Origin of the sequence: Sorangium sp. So ce834 (assembly GCF_051521425.1) — a bacterium.
In the GTDB taxonomy this organism is placed as follows: Bacteria; Myxococcota_A; Polyangia; order Polyangiales; family Polyangiaceae; genus Sorangium; species Sorangium cellulosum_D.
The window spans coordinates 10,820,505-10,833,312 of record NZ_CP150351.1 but is presented as its reverse complement, the minus strand read 5'-3'; the positions used below and the strand labels follow the sequence as shown (position 1 = coordinate 10,833,312).

The 12,808-nt window shown below is 70.8% G+C and carries 9 protein-coding genes; 3 read left to right on the top strand and 6 right to left on the bottom strand.

The genetic code is table 11. The features are described from left to right. The first annotated feature begins 110 nt into the window (after nucleotides 1–110). On the top strand, nucleotides 111–2,216 hold the full coding sequence (locus tag WMF20_RS39825) for a hypothetical protein (protein WP_437606966.1): 2,106 nt from the start codon (nucleotides 111–113) through the stop codon (nucleotides 2,214–2,216). A 161-nt stretch (nucleotides 2,217–2,377) separates the two neighbouring features. Here WMF20_RS39825 and WMF20_RS39820 read toward each other — a convergent pair whose 3' ends face one another. The 5 genes from WMF20_RS39820 to WMF20_RS39800 all read right to left on the bottom strand — a co-directional run bounded on the left by WMF20_RS39820 (nucleotide 2,378) and on the right by WMF20_RS39800 (nucleotide 9,950). After that, nucleotides 2,378–4,210: a bifunctional metallophosphatase/5'-nucleotidase gene (locus tag WMF20_RS39820; RefSeq protein ID WP_437606965.1), complete on the bottom strand. Its 1,833-nt coding sequence runs from the start codon at nucleotides 4,208–4,210 to the stop codon at nucleotides 2,378–2,380. Between the two features lie 172 nt (nucleotides 4,211–4,382). Further along, nucleotides 4,383–5,666 (bottom strand): diaminopimelate decarboxylase, encoded by a 1,284-nt coding sequence (locus tag WMF20_RS39815; RefSeq protein WP_437606964.1) that lies wholly within the window; start codon nucleotides 5,664–5,666, stop codon nucleotides 4,383–4,385. A 226-nt stretch (nucleotides 5,667–5,892) separates the two neighbouring features. Next, entirely contained in the window at nucleotides 5,893–6,870 is a 978-nt protein-coding gene (locus tag WMF20_RS39810; protein WP_437606963.1) for a protocatechuate 3,4-dioxygenase, read from the bottom strand. A 337-nt stretch (nucleotides 6,871–7,207) separates the two neighbouring features. Further along, a complete protein-coding gene (locus WMF20_RS39805) occupies nucleotides 7,208–8,299 on the bottom strand; it encodes a hypothetical protein (protein WP_129579175.1) in 1,092 nt (363 codons plus the stop codon). A gap of 307 nt (nucleotides 8,300–8,606) precedes the next feature. After that, nucleotides 8,607–9,950, bottom strand: coding sequence for a glucuronyl esterase domain-containing protein (locus WMF20_RS39800; RefSeq protein ID WP_437606962.1), 1,344 nt, complete (start codon nucleotides 9,948–9,950; stop codon nucleotides 8,607–8,609). 526 nt (nucleotides 9,951–10,476) lie between these two features. On the opposite strand from WMF20_RS39800, the gene WMF20_RS39795 reads away from it, so the two are divergent. Together WMF20_RS39795 and WMF20_RS39790 are read left to right on the top strand one after the other, a co-directional pair. Next, nucleotides 10,477–10,884, top strand: coding sequence for a response regulator (locus WMF20_RS39795; RefSeq protein WP_437606961.1), 408 nt, complete (start codon nucleotides 10,477–10,479; stop codon nucleotides 10,882–10,884). A gap of 65 nt (nucleotides 10,885–10,949) precedes the next feature. Beyond that, a complete protein-coding gene (locus WMF20_RS39790) occupies nucleotides 10,950–11,843 on the top strand; it encodes a dienelactone hydrolase family protein (RefSeq protein ID WP_437606960.1) in 894 nt (297 codons plus the stop codon). A gap of 65 nt (nucleotides 11,844–11,908) precedes the next feature. On the opposite strand, the gene WMF20_RS39785 is transcribed toward WMF20_RS39790, so the two are convergent. Next, nucleotides 11,909–12,766, bottom strand: coding sequence for a Uma2 family endonuclease (locus tag WMF20_RS39785; protein WP_437606959.1), 858 nt, complete (start codon nucleotides 12,764–12,766; stop codon nucleotides 11,909–11,911). Nucleotides 12,767–12,808: the final 42 nt, after the last annotated feature.

The following is a 12,808-nucleotide window of genomic DNA, read 5'->3' as shown; positions in this document are numbered from 1 at the left end:
GCGGGGTGGCCTGCGTGACTCCTCTGCTCTTTTCGATGGCCAGTTGCGCCTCGCCTGCGACTAGAACGCTCGCCGCGAGCGATCTTGCGTTCATCGACAGGCGAGGTGACATGAATCTACGTTGGCAATGGCTCTTCGTGGTTGTGCCGGCGCTCATGGGTTCCCTGGAAGCGTGTGATTTGGGCCCATGGAGGCTGGCGCCGCCGGGCGACGGCGACGGCGACGGCGACCTGCGCGGCGGGGCGGGGCCGAAGCGGAACCCCGCCGGCGCGCGCTGCAGCTGTGATGCGGATTGCGACGGCGACGCGGCCGTCTGCATGCTCGGCATCTGCATGCAGCGCGCGGAGGGGCCGTGCGCGGCGCCGAACAGCGAGGCGGGCTGCGCGCCCGGCTCGCGCTGCTTCGACACGGATATCCTGACGGACACGGGGGTGTGTTATCCCGTGTACGATCCCGAGACCTGCGAGGGCGTGGAGAACCGTCACGGCCTCTGCTCGCCTCGGCGCGGCGACGGGTGCAACGCGGCCTGCGGCGCGGCGTGCGCGGAGGACACGGTGGGCCCCGGGCGCGTGGGCGCGGCCTGCGACGCGGACGAGGCGTGCTCGCTGCCCGGCGCGACCTGCTACCGCGACGCGGACCCGGCGGCGCCGAACGGCTGGGTCGAGGGGTACTGCCTCGCGTTCGACTGCGAGAGCGACGACCAGTGCGGGCCGGAGGCGGGCTGCTTCCCTGCGGCCGAGGACGGCGCGCCCGTGTGCATGAACACCTGCGGCAGCGATCTCGACTGCCGGCCTGGTTACGTGTGCCACGTCATCGACGAGGCGCACGGGTCCGCGTGCTTCGCCGGCTGCGACGCCGCCGCGACCTGCCCGGACGGCGCGACCTGCCTCGGAGAGCTCTGCGTATCGGACGAGGTCGCGTGCTCGCCGGACGTCCCGTCCGGCTGGTGTCCGAGAGGCAGCCATTGCGACGACGGCGTGTGCCGCAAGGACGCCTTCGCCTGCGGGTCCGAGGGCGACGCGCTGGAGCCCAACGACGACGCGGGATCGGCGGTGAGCGCGCCCGTGGGCGTCACGAAGGAGCTCACCCTGTGCGAGGGGGACGAGGACTGGTTCAGGATCGTGGTGCCGGAGCGGACCATCGTCCGCGTGGGCATCCGGTTCCGTCACGCGGCGGGGGACATCGATCTCGTGGCGTACGACGGCGAGGGCCGCCTGCTCGGCTCGCGCTACGGCGAGCAGTACCCGTACTCGTACCGCGATCAGGAGACGAACACCGAGTTCTACGGGTTCTACTCGGAGCGAGGCGGCGCCGAGTACCTCGTCCGCGTCGTCGGCTACGACGGGGGGCAGAACGCCTATGATCTCGACGTGACCTCGTATCCTTATGTCGACGGCCCGAGCTGCGTGGGCGCCGGCTTCTCGCTCGACGAGTGCGCCGGCTTCGGCGACGGCGGCAGCGGGCTCTTGCCGTTCCCGTTCCCGGATCCGGACGACTCGGTCGTCGGCGGCGGTTACGTCTGGGAGACCTTCAGCAACTACCGCTTCGCGCGGCGCGAGCTCATCATGCTCGTCCGCGACGCGCTCTCCGAGACGCTGCGGGCGTTCCCTGGCACGGCGCCGCTCTCGCTGATCGACGTCTGCCAGATGAACGGCGTCACGCCCGGATACGACGTCGACGACCCGCGCCACCCCGAGTCGACGCACGACCAGGGGGGCAACATCGACATCGCGTATTTCCAGACGGACGGGTCGAACGACGGGCAGATCATCTGCGGGGACGGGTCGAAGCACGAGGACGGGTACTGCTCGTCGGCGGCGAAGCGGAAGCACATCGTCGATCTCGAGCGGGAGGCGTTCTTCATGGCCAGGCTGTTCCGCTCGGCGCGCACGCGCGTCATCGGGGTGGACAAGATCATCGCGCCGTTCCTCTCGAAGACCGCCGCGAAGCTGAACGCCCTTCCGGCCAGCGACCCGAGGAAGATCACCGACGGCGAGCTCGCGAGCTTCTCGGACCGGATGGCGTACGGCGAGGGGTGGCCGTACCACCATCATCACATCCACCTCAGCATGAACTGGTGGCCGAGGCGGGTCGCGGGCGACGGTGGTCAGGCGGGCGCGTCGTTCGCGGCGTCCCCTGGCATCCACCGCTCGCCCGAGCTCGCGGGCGAGCAGCGGATGGCGTGGCCTCCGCGTCCCGGCGCGATGAAGCGGTGAGCCGTTAGCTAAGAAGAACGACCACAGAAGCACAGAAGAGAGGGGAAATATCTTGTCCTATCTTCCTCTGTGCCCTCTGTGCCTCTGTCGTTCAGTCCCCTCTTCTCTCCCCCTGTCTCGCCGCTGACGAACGGCTCGTTCGTCGGCGGCGAGGCTCCCGCTCAGGGCACGACCGTGATCCGGTCGAGCGCGGGCGGCGCGACGGGCGAGCGCGCCGCGAAGTAGTCCCGCAGGGCGTCCAGATCGAGGGCGCCGCCGAGGCGATCGGCGCCGTCGTTGAGCACGGTGAAGCCGTCGCCGCCGGTGGCCAGGAAGCTGTTCACCGTCACGCGGTAGGTCCGCGCCGCCTCGATCGGGACGCCGCTTATCCGGATCGAGGCGATGTCGACCTTCGAGCCGATGGGCGCGCTCTGGCTGTACGTGTACGTGAAGCCGTCCGACACCTGGAGGATCAGGCTCCGCGGCGTGCCGGCCGAGTCCACCCGGAACTGCTGCTCCAGCAGCTGATCGATCTGCTCGCCCGTGAGGGTCATCACGACCAGGCTGTTGCCGAAGGGCTGCACGGTGAAGATCTCACCGAACGTGACCACCCCGTCCGTGGGCTCGGCCGGCGAGGCCGCGTAGGTCAGGTCGGCGCGGACGCCGCCCGGGTTCATCAGCGCGACCTCGGCCCCGCCTTTGCTCGCCTCGCGCGTGGCGGCGAGCTGGGCGTCGGCGATGACCGCGCCCATCGCGAACAGCCCCGCGCCCGTGGCCGGGACCGCGCGGTCGAGCGTCGCGGTGATCGTGCCGACCTGCACGTCGGCGAGCGGCGCCGAGAGGTCCTTGTAGCGCGTCACCAGGGCCTCCACGGCCGCGTCGGGCGTGTCGCGCGTCACGACGACGTTGTTCGCCGTCTTCGCCGTCACCTCGCCCGTGGTCCTGCTGATCTCCAGATCGATGTCGGTCACCAGCCGACCGAACGACGCCGCGCTCGTCACGATCTTGTCGCCGAGGAGGCAGTTGTACGCCTGGTGCGTGTGCCCGGTGACGAGCACATCCACGGCGGGGTCGACGTTCGTGGCGATCTCGATGATCGGGCCGGAGATGTCGGGGCACTCATTGAAGTGGCCTGTCGGGAGCCCCCCCTCGTGGAGCACCACCACGATCGCCTCGATGCCCTGCGCCTGGAGCTCCGGGACGATGTCGTTCACCGTGTCGACCTCGTCCATGAACGACAGCCCCGCGACGCCGACCGGCGTCACGATCGACGGGGTGCCCTCGAGCGTCATGCCGATGAAGGCGATCTTCACGCCGTCGAACTCGCGGACATCGTAGCGCGGGAAGAGCGTCTTGCCGGTCGTCGTGTCCACGACGACGTTGGCGGCGAGGAACTGGAAGCTCGCGCCGGCGAAGAACGAGCCGTCGGCGCAGCCGTCGACCGGGCTGCACCCGCCGTATTGCATCCGGAGGAGCTCCGCGGTGCCCTTGTCGAACTCGTGGTTGCCGACGCCGTTGATGTCGAGGCCGAGGAGGTTCATGGCCTCGATGGTGGGCTCGTCGTGGAACAGCGCTGACACGAGCGGGCTCGCGCCGATCAGATCGCCGGCCGAGACCACCACGGTGTTCGGGTTGGTGGCGCGGAGCGCGGCGACGCGCGACGCGAAGTAGGCGGCGCCGCCCGCGTTCACCTGCGTTTCGTCGGGCAAGGTGATCCTGCCGCTGCTACCCGAGGGGGGCTCCAGGTTGCCGTGGAAGTCGTTGAAGGCGAGGATTTGCACGCTCACGGTGTCGCCGCCGCTGGTGCCACCTGCGCCGCCGGTTCCGCCGCCCTGTCCGCCGGTGCCGCCGCCCTGCCCGCCGGTGCCGGCGGCACCGCCGGTCCCTGAACCACCGCCGCCCGAGCCGGTACCCGTGGTGCTGCCGGTGCTGCCGGTGCTGCCGGTGCTGCCGGACGCCTCGCTGGGGCCGATCGGCTCGTCGTCACCGCAGCCCGCGCCGGCGATCGGAGGCACGCACAGCAGGGCGCCAAGGAGCGTGACCCGCCACGCCCGCGCGCATCTCCCCAGGGCTCCGGAAGCACCGCTCGCTCTCATCTCCGCTCCTCCACTCCGCCGCGCTCGCCGCACCAGGCTCTCATATGCTGGGTTCGCGTGGAAACAGCCGTGTGAACGCACCGCGGCGCGTTCATGGCTGGCCGCGGCCACGGCTCCAGAACGCGACGACGTCCTCCGGCCGCTCGCGCTCCCGCAGGACCCGGATGTCGCCGCCGTCGACGCCGAGCACCGCCGGAATGCCGCGGCTGCAGTGGCGAGACCACATGCTCAACGTGTACGCGCCCGTGTCGCGGATGAGCACGAGATCCCCGGGCGACAGGTCCGGCAGCGGGAGGTCGCGGGCCAGCACATCGCCGCCGAAGCACAGCGGCCCCCCGAGGGTGCACGGCGAGAGCGGCCCCTCCTTCGGCGCGGCGTCGGGGTCGAGCGCCACGAAGTCGTGGTGCCAGTCGTCCGGGTGATAGGCGCGGCGCAGCAAGAAATCGGCCCCGAGGTGCAGGATCGCGGTGCGCCCGGCCGAGTCCTTCTTCACGTACTCCACGCGTGAGACGGCGAAGCCGCAGCCCGCCTGGACCCAGCGCCCGAGCTCGGTGATCAGCGTGGTCCCGCCCTCGAAGAGCGTCGGCACCTCGCGGCGCAGCGCGGCCGCGTACTCCTCCAGCGCGGGCGGGCGGTCCGTGCTCCGGTAGGCGACCGGCAGCCCGCCGCCGATATCCATGACCGAGGCGGCGTCCGACCCCCGCGCGCGCCGGATCTCCTGGCGCAGCGCCTCGACGCGGCGGATCCCGTCGATCAGCTGCGCCTGCGCGCACCCCTGCGAGCCGACGTGCACGTGCAGCCCGGCGAGCCACGGATACCGCGCGAAGGCGGCGCGCACCGCGTCGGCCTGCTCGAGGGGGACCCCGAACCTGGAGCGCCTGTCCGCCACGCTGGTGATGGCGATGCTGGACGCCCCGACCTGCGGGTTGATGCGCAGCCCGATGCGGCCGGCCGCCCCCTCGGGCCGGACGAGCGCGTCGATGCGCTCCAGCTCGTCGAGGTTGTCGGCGTTGAGCCGCACGCCCAGGCGGAGGGCCTCCGCGATCTCGGCGCGCGTCTTGGCGGGGGAGTCGTAGACGATGCGGCCGGGCGGGCAGCCGGCGGCGAGCGCGAGCCTCACCTCCTCGAGCGAGGCCGCCTCGAGCCCCGCGCCGCAGTCGACCGCCGCGCGCAGGACCTCCACGAGCGGGTTCGCCTTCATCGCCACCGCGTGGAGGGCGCCCGGCGGGAACGCCGCGCCGATCCGCCCGATCCGCGCCCGCATGCGCCCGAGGTCGTGGAACAGGACCGCAGGCTCCACATCCATCCCGCGGCGCCGCGCCTCGCGGAACGCGCGCGCCATGCTCGCTGGCTCCAGCCGATCCGTGTCGCTCATCGGACCTCCCTACCGCAGTCTGCCAGCCGGGAGAGCGATTGTCCGCCCCGCGCGACGCCCCGCGGCGCCGCGCGCGTGCGGCGAACAGGAGGGTTGCCTTGTTTCCAGGATGTCACGAGACGCCCGGCACACAGGGCCCGGGCGCCTCCCGGGCAGATCAAGGGAGATCCCGAGTCGGCCTCGGGCGGCGGCGCACCGCCCCGAGCACCGCCGGGGGCCCGTGCGCTCAGGCGCGGCCGACGACGATGACGATGTTGAGAATGCCGGTGACCAGGCCGGGGATGTACTGCATCCTCGGCATGGCCGGGCTGTCCGCCGGCGGGTGGAGGCTGGACGCCGGGATGTTCGTCGAGCGCCCCGCGTACGCCGGCTCTGCCTGGTACACCTGCCGGCTGAACTCGGCATCGAAATGGAGCTGCGTGGTGATCAGCCGGGTCGTCTGGCCGTTGATGCGAGCGACCAGGTGAACGTGGACGGGGCGCCTCCCGTCCCATCCGGGCCAGATCGACGTGAAGCCCACGATCCCGTTGCGGTCGGTGAGCTGGACGCCGCGGCAGAAGCGGTCCAGGTGCTCCGGCGCGCGCTCGAGCGCTCCCGTGTCCGGCGTGGAGGGATCCTGGTTGTTGAAGCCGCTGTAACGGCCGTCCGCGTCGCAGTGCCAGATGTACACCTCGGCGTCGGGGATCGGCTCGCCGTCGTTCCGGCCGTCGAGCAGGCGGAGATAGAGCCGGAGCTCGCAGCCGCGGTGACCGTCGCGGAGATCGCTGCGGAACAGGTTGATGTCGTTCGGAATCTCGCTGTCGTCGATGAAGAACGGCCCCTCGATGTCGGTGGCGGTCAGGTTGCAGCGCGCGCCGTTCTCGAAGATCCAAGGATCGATCGCGTCGACACCCCCTGCGCCCACGCCGCCGACGCCCGCGCCGCCGCCTCCGGTGCCCGCGCCGCCGCCTCCGGTGCCCGCGCTGCTGGTGCTCGCGCTGCTGGCGCCCGCGCCTCCGGTGCCCGCGCTGCTGGTGCTCGCGTCGCTGGTGCTCGCGCGGCCCATGCCGGTGCCTCCGCGGCCGGCGCCTCCGCGGCCGAAGCCCGCGTCGCTGGACACTTCGTCGCCCCACGACACGATCACGGGCGAGGTGACGGCGAGCGCCCCGAGCTTCATGAGGACCTGCCACCGATCGACGACCTCACCAGGACGATCACGTGTCACGGTATTTTTCTTGTCGCGCATAAGATAATCTCCTTGGATAAGTCGGTGACCTGCTAGGGAGCGCTGGTGGGCATCGGGGCCGGCGCCTCAGCGGGTGGTGCGGAGGCGAGGGGGATCTCGGCGCTTGCCGCTCGCGTGGCCGATTCAGAGAGCGCGGGGGCGCCTCCCCGACCGAGCTTCCCTTGCCTTTCAGCGCGGAGATCGCTCGAGCCAACGAAGACACGTTGTTCGTCTGGAGAGATTTCGAAAGGCTCGCGGCGCACGCACCACTTCGGGCGAGGGCGCCCAGGCGCGGGGGCATCGGTCTTGTTCTCGTCGAGAACAGCCGTGCCGCGCTCTAGGTCGGAGTCACGGCGATCTGCATCTGGGCGACCACGACGTCCCCTTCCATCCACGCCTTGGCACGAAGACCGCTGTTGCCCGGCTCGTCGGCCTTGATGGCGCCCGCGTACGCCGTCGCCAGATTGCCGGTGGTGCGCGCCTTGTACGGCTCGTACTTGGTATGAACGGAGTCGGTGAAGGCGGGATCGAAGTAGAACTGCGTCGTGAAAATGTGGTCTCCACCCTGGTAAGTGACGCGACCCTTCGACGTCGAGCCCTTCTTGAAGCAGACGAAGTGGATGTGGACATCGCGGCCGTTGTACCAGCCGGGGAAGATGCTTCGGAACGAGACGACACCGTTTGCGTCGGTGGTCTGCACGCCGCGACAGAAGCGTTCAGTGGTGTCGAGGTTGTTCTGACTCGGCCTGCCCGCGTACGGCGCGTCGGGGTTCTGCTCGTTGGCAGAGCCCCTGGCCCCGAAGCCGCTGTAGAACCCCTGTCCGTCCGTGTGCCAGATGTAGACGTCCACGTCCGGCACGCCCACGCCCTTGCCATCACAGTCGGGCTTGCTCAGGTCGAGCACGCGCAGGTGGAGATGCATCTCCACGCCGGGCGCGGCGCTCTCGTTGTAGCGACCACGAATGTCCTGTCGGACCAGGGAGATGTCGTCGTTCTTTTCGAGCTCGTGAATGAAGAAGGGGCCCTGACCGGCGCCGTCCGTCTTGTTCTGCGCCCTGCACATCGGCACGTCGTCGAACGGCGGCGGGATGAGGCTGTCGCCGCCGCCGCCGCCTCCCATGCCCCCCACGCCCGTGTCGCTGCCGCCCTCGCCTGCGCCGCCCGCGCCCCCGGTGCCCACGCTCGTGCTCGCGTCGGCGCTGCTCGCGCTGGTGGTGCTCGCGCTGGTGGTGCTCGCGCCGCTCCCGCCGGTGCCCCCGGAGCCGCCGGCGCCTCCGCCGCCTCCGGTCTCCGAGCCGGCCGACCCCTCATCCCCGCACGCGCCGAGCACGGGCACGGTGATGGCGAACGCGCCGAGCTTGATGAGCACCTGCCGCCGGTCGACCCCGCCGAGCAGATCACGAGCCGCGGGTTCTTTTTTTTCGCTCATACAGAAGTCTCCTTGACCTAAGTTATGTCCTGACCGTGGATCGCTCTCGTCGAGCTGGCGCGACGCGCAGAGGAGCGCCGTCTCCAAGGCGTTGAACCGCCAATGGGAATACCGTTGCGCTATTTTGTTGTCAATTAGAACTATTTCTTTTTGAGCGACGGCGACGCGAGAGTTGAATTTGCGCTGGTGCTCAGGTCGATTCGAATCGACGGTCGACCGGCGGGATCGGGCCGAGCGCCCGCGGGTATTCTGCTCGGCCTGTCGAGCGCTGCCCGGTCCTTGCCGGCCGGTACGGCGCGTGTCTCGTCTATGGCGCCGACCAAGAGAGGGTCGGCGGGCTGGCGCTCTCGTCCCATTGTTCCGTCGCCACGTCCTTTCCGAGCAGGAACTTCTCTGCGAAGCCGAGGATCGCGTTCGCCTCGCGGGTGGTCATCACGCCATGGCTGTGGTCGTCGGTGACCCAGCCGATGTGATCCTCGATGCCAAGAGCCGTGAAGACCTCTCTTGCGGCCCAGATCGCCTGGTAGGGGCCGCCGTTTCTGTTGTTGTTCCAGCCGTCGGACTTCCCCTCCTGCACGATGATCGGACGGGGCGCGACGAGGGCCACGATCGAGTGAGCGTCGAACGGGAGCGTCGTTGTCTTGCCGCTGAACGTGGCCCCGAAGCCGTCGCCGAACCACTGCGGGGCCTCGCCGTTGATCTGGCTGAGCGTCTGCACATCGGATTTGCCCTCGGCCGCTCGCCAGCTGCCGACGCCGCCGGCGCCCGACCCGGCGGGGACCGTGAGGGCGACGCGCTCGTCGAACGCACCGGCGACGAGCGCTGCCTTCCCGTAGCGGGAGTATCCGGTCACCGCGATCTTCGTCGGATCGATCCTGGCGTCGGGGGTCTTCTCGAGCGCGTCGATGACGCGGTGGGTCGCCCAGCCCCACGCCATCAGCGCGCCGGTCGTGGAGTCGCTGCCATAGAGGTCGTAAAACTTCCCCTTGCGCGGAGGCTTCGCGTCCGCGGCGATCCCGTTCGGGTCAATCGTGATGTACCCGATCCCCTTGTCGTTGACCGCCGAGGCCGTCAGTCCGGGCATCAGCGAGGAGATGACGATGAACGCGGGGAAAGGGCCGCTGCCGTTCGGGAGGGAGACGGTCGCATCGAAGGAGATCGATTTCCCTCCGTGCTCGACTTTCACCGTCAGCCTGTCGCCGTTCAGCGTCCCTGTGACGTTCTCGGGGGACGGCGGATAGGGGCCGTATTGGAAATGCTGGATAAGCTGGCTGAGCTCGGCGCGGCGGCATCGCCAGTCCGCTGCGCTGGCCATTCGTGTGCCATCGAGGAACGTGAACGGGTCTGGGGGCTCCGCGATGGGGGGCAGGGAGGAGACCTCGGGAACGACCGGAGCGGTGCAGGAAGGCTCGCTGCCGCCGGCGCCGGCGGATGCCGTGGTCGTCCCGCCGCCGCTCGTGGCGGCGGCGGAGGTGGCCGCACCGCCGCCTGCGGTGGCCGAGGAGCTGCCGGTGATCGTGGAGGCGTCAGCGCCGCCCGTCCCGCCGAGGCCGCCGCCAGCGTCATCTGCCCCCCCTGCGTCTTCGCCGCCGCAGCCCGCGAGGAGCAGCACGGCAGCCGTGACGAAGAAGTGCAATATGCTGGTACGCACTCGAGTCTCCCGTGTGACTCAGACGAATTCCCGGAGGGGGCGGGTGTGATCACGCGGGGCTCGAGGCGGAGCCGGATAGGCCGCCTCCCGGACCGATCCGCGGTGCCCCGAACCGGCCTGGCTCCCACGTCGGCGTGGAGGGTAGGCCCGAGAGGCCTAGTGCGTCGCGTCGCGCGGCGTGGGGAGGGCCGAGGCCCGAGCAGGGGGAGGGCAGGCCCGAGGAGGCCGAGCGCATCGCGCGGCGCGGGGAGGCCGATGTCCGAGGCCCGAGCGGTGGGCAGCTCGGAGCTCGGCGGAGCTCCCGCGACCTGCGAGAGCATGGATGGCGCCACACTCGGACCATGATGACGCGTTGTGTCATGACGCAACGCAGACCGACGGGCCCGCGAGGCGGGTGGGAGGACGGGATGGCGGCTGCCAGCGGGCGCGCCCGGGACGCCCTGGTGTCGGAAACGTGACGACCGCTTTTGCTTTTGCTGTTTCTGTTGTACCTAGGCGCCCCGAGAGCCCCTGCAGAGGCCCCGTGATGATCCGCATCCTTCTCATCGACGACTCCGCCGCGATGCGAGCGCACATGCGGGCCGCGCTCGCGCGGGCGCCCGAGCTCGGGCAGGCGGCGGAGGTCGCGGAGACGGCGAGCGGGTTCGAGGCCCTCCGGCTGATGCACCGCGGCGCGTACGACGCCGTGATCATCGACATCAACCTGCCGGACATCGACGGGCTGGAGCTCATCCGGTTCATCCGGCAGAGCCGGCATCACCGCGACGTCGCCCTCGTCGTCGTCTCCGCCCTGTCGTCGGCGCGCGAGCGCGAGCGCGCCTTCCGCCTCGGCGCTCACGCGTTCGTCGCCAAGCCGTTCTCTCCGGAGACCCTCGCGTCCGCCGTCCGGCGGGGGGTCGCGTCGAGCCAGCTGCGCCTGCGCGTCGCCACGTAGCCGGGCGTGGCCTCCCCGCGCCGAGGCTTCCGGCGCGCCGCCCCGAGCTGGTAGGGTGCGCGGCCATGACGCTCCGCCCCATTTTCCGCCGCCTGGCCGCGCCGCTCGCGCTGCTCGCGGCGACCGCCTGCTCTGCCTCGTCTCCCCCGCCTCCCGCCGAGCCGCCGCCCGGCGCCGCCGCCCCGGCGCCCGCGCCCTCCGGCGCCGCGGACAGCCCGACCGGGCTGCTCTCGGAGGAGGACTTCAAGGCGCTCCACCAGCTCCGGTCGGACAAGGCCCCGCCCGCGCGCGGGCAGACGGTCGACGTGGCCGGGACGAAGGCGTACCTGAGCCTGCCGAAGGACGCGAAGCCGCCGATCCCCGGCCTCGTGGTCATCCACGAGTGGTGGGGCCTCAACGAGCACATCAAGCACTGGACCGACCGCCTCGCGGAGGACGGGTACGCCGCCCTCGCCGTGGACATGTACGGCGGCAAGGTCGCGACCACGCCCGACGACGCGATGGCGGCGATGAAGGCCGTCGACGAGGCGAAGGGCCTCGAGGTCGTGCGCGCCGCGCACCGCTTCCTCTCGACCGACGCGCGCATCGCGGCGCCGCGCACCGGCTCGATCGGGTGGTGCTTCGGCGGCGCCTGGTCGCTCAAGCTCGCCCTGAACGAGCCGGAGCTCGACGCCGCCGTCCTCTACTACGGCCGGCTCGTCACCGACCCCGCGCAGCTCAAGGCGATCAAGGCGCCGGTGCTCGGGGTCTTCGGCAACCAGGACAAGGGCATCCCGCCCGAGGTCGTCAACGAGTTCGACAAGGCGCTCCACGACGCGGGCGTCGAGCACCAGGTGGTCCGGTACGACGCCGACCACGCCTTCGCGAACCCCTCGGGAGAGCGGTACGACACCAAGGCCGCGGCGGACGCCTGGGAGAAGGTGCGGCAGTTCCTGGCCGCGAAGCTGAAGGGCGGCTAGCCCTCCGAGGGCGTCGCCGTCGGCGGCTACGCTCTAAACACCACCGAGCGGCGGCGGCAGCGCGCTCAACGAGCCTTCAGCCGCTCGATCTCCGCGCGCGCCTGCTCGAGCTGCCGCTCCGCTTCCCCGCGCAGGCGCTGCTCCTGCTCGCGCAGGCGCCGCTCTCGGTCGAGCTCGGCCGCGAGCTCCTCGGCCAGGTGTTGCGCTTCTTCCTGGCGAGCGATGACCTGATCGAGCATGCCGCCGAGGCGCGCGATCATCTCGTCGGCATCCTCGAGGGGGGCGTTGCCCGCAAAGAAGCGGAGACGGGAGCCGTCGAGCAGCAGATCGAGGCCGAGCACCTCGGAGGCGAACCGGCCAGACTGGGGCACGATCCGCTGGTACACGCGCGGACGGGAGGGGTCGCCCTCCTGGGCCGCCGGCAGCCTGTAGGCGTGCAGGCGCAGGCGGGAGCGATCGAAGAGGAAGTACTCGCGGACGCCGAGCCGGGCGTAGCGCTCGACGTTGTCCTCATGATCCTTGGCGCGATTGCCGGCCACGTGGACCTCGAGAACGAAGTCGAGGCCCTTGCCCTCCACATCGACGACCCACCTCATGCGCTCGTGGGGCTCCACGTCGAGGACGGCGAGCACGTCGGGCGCGAAGCGCGGCTCGCCGGGGTAGAAGACGGCGAGCTCGGACGAGAGATAGATCTTGCGGCCAATCCTGCGGAAGAAGCCGTCGAGGGCGTCCAGCGCGTCGCGCTTGGCCTTGCGGTGCGCGTCTCCCTCGGGCGGCATGAGATCGAGCGGGACGTCGGCGGGGAGCATGTCCACGACGCGGGCGCGCTCGGCCGGGGTCATGCGAGACCACTGCTCGCTCGTCGGCGCGCGCGGATCTGCTGCATCGAAGACGTAGCTGGTGGTGGGGAACGCCTGAGCCACGAGCGAAGTCTACCCGACGCAACAGCCCTCCGCGAGGCTCCC

Excerpts from the sequence above, each read along its gene's own strand:
- WMF20_RS39825 (WP_437606966.1), top strand. The coding sequence starts at position 111 with ATGAATCTACGTTGGCAATGGCTCTTCGTGGTTGTGCCGGCGCTCATG.
- WMF20_RS39815 (WP_437606964.1), bottom strand. The coding sequence starts at position 5,666 with ATGAGCGACACGGATCGGCTGGAGCCAGCGAGCATGGCGCGCGCGTTC.
- WMF20_RS39805 (WP_129579175.1), bottom strand. The coding sequence starts at position 8,299 with ATGAGCGAAAAAAAAGAACCCGCGGCTCGTGATCTGCTCGGCGGGGTC.
- WMF20_RS39795 (WP_437606961.1), top strand. The coding sequence starts at position 10,477 with ATGATCCGCATCCTTCTCATCGACGACTCCGCCGCGATGCGAGCGCAC.
- WMF20_RS39790 (WP_437606960.1), top strand. The coding sequence starts at position 10,950 with ATGACGCTCCGCCCCATTTTCCGCCGCCTGGCCGCGCCGCTCGCGCTG.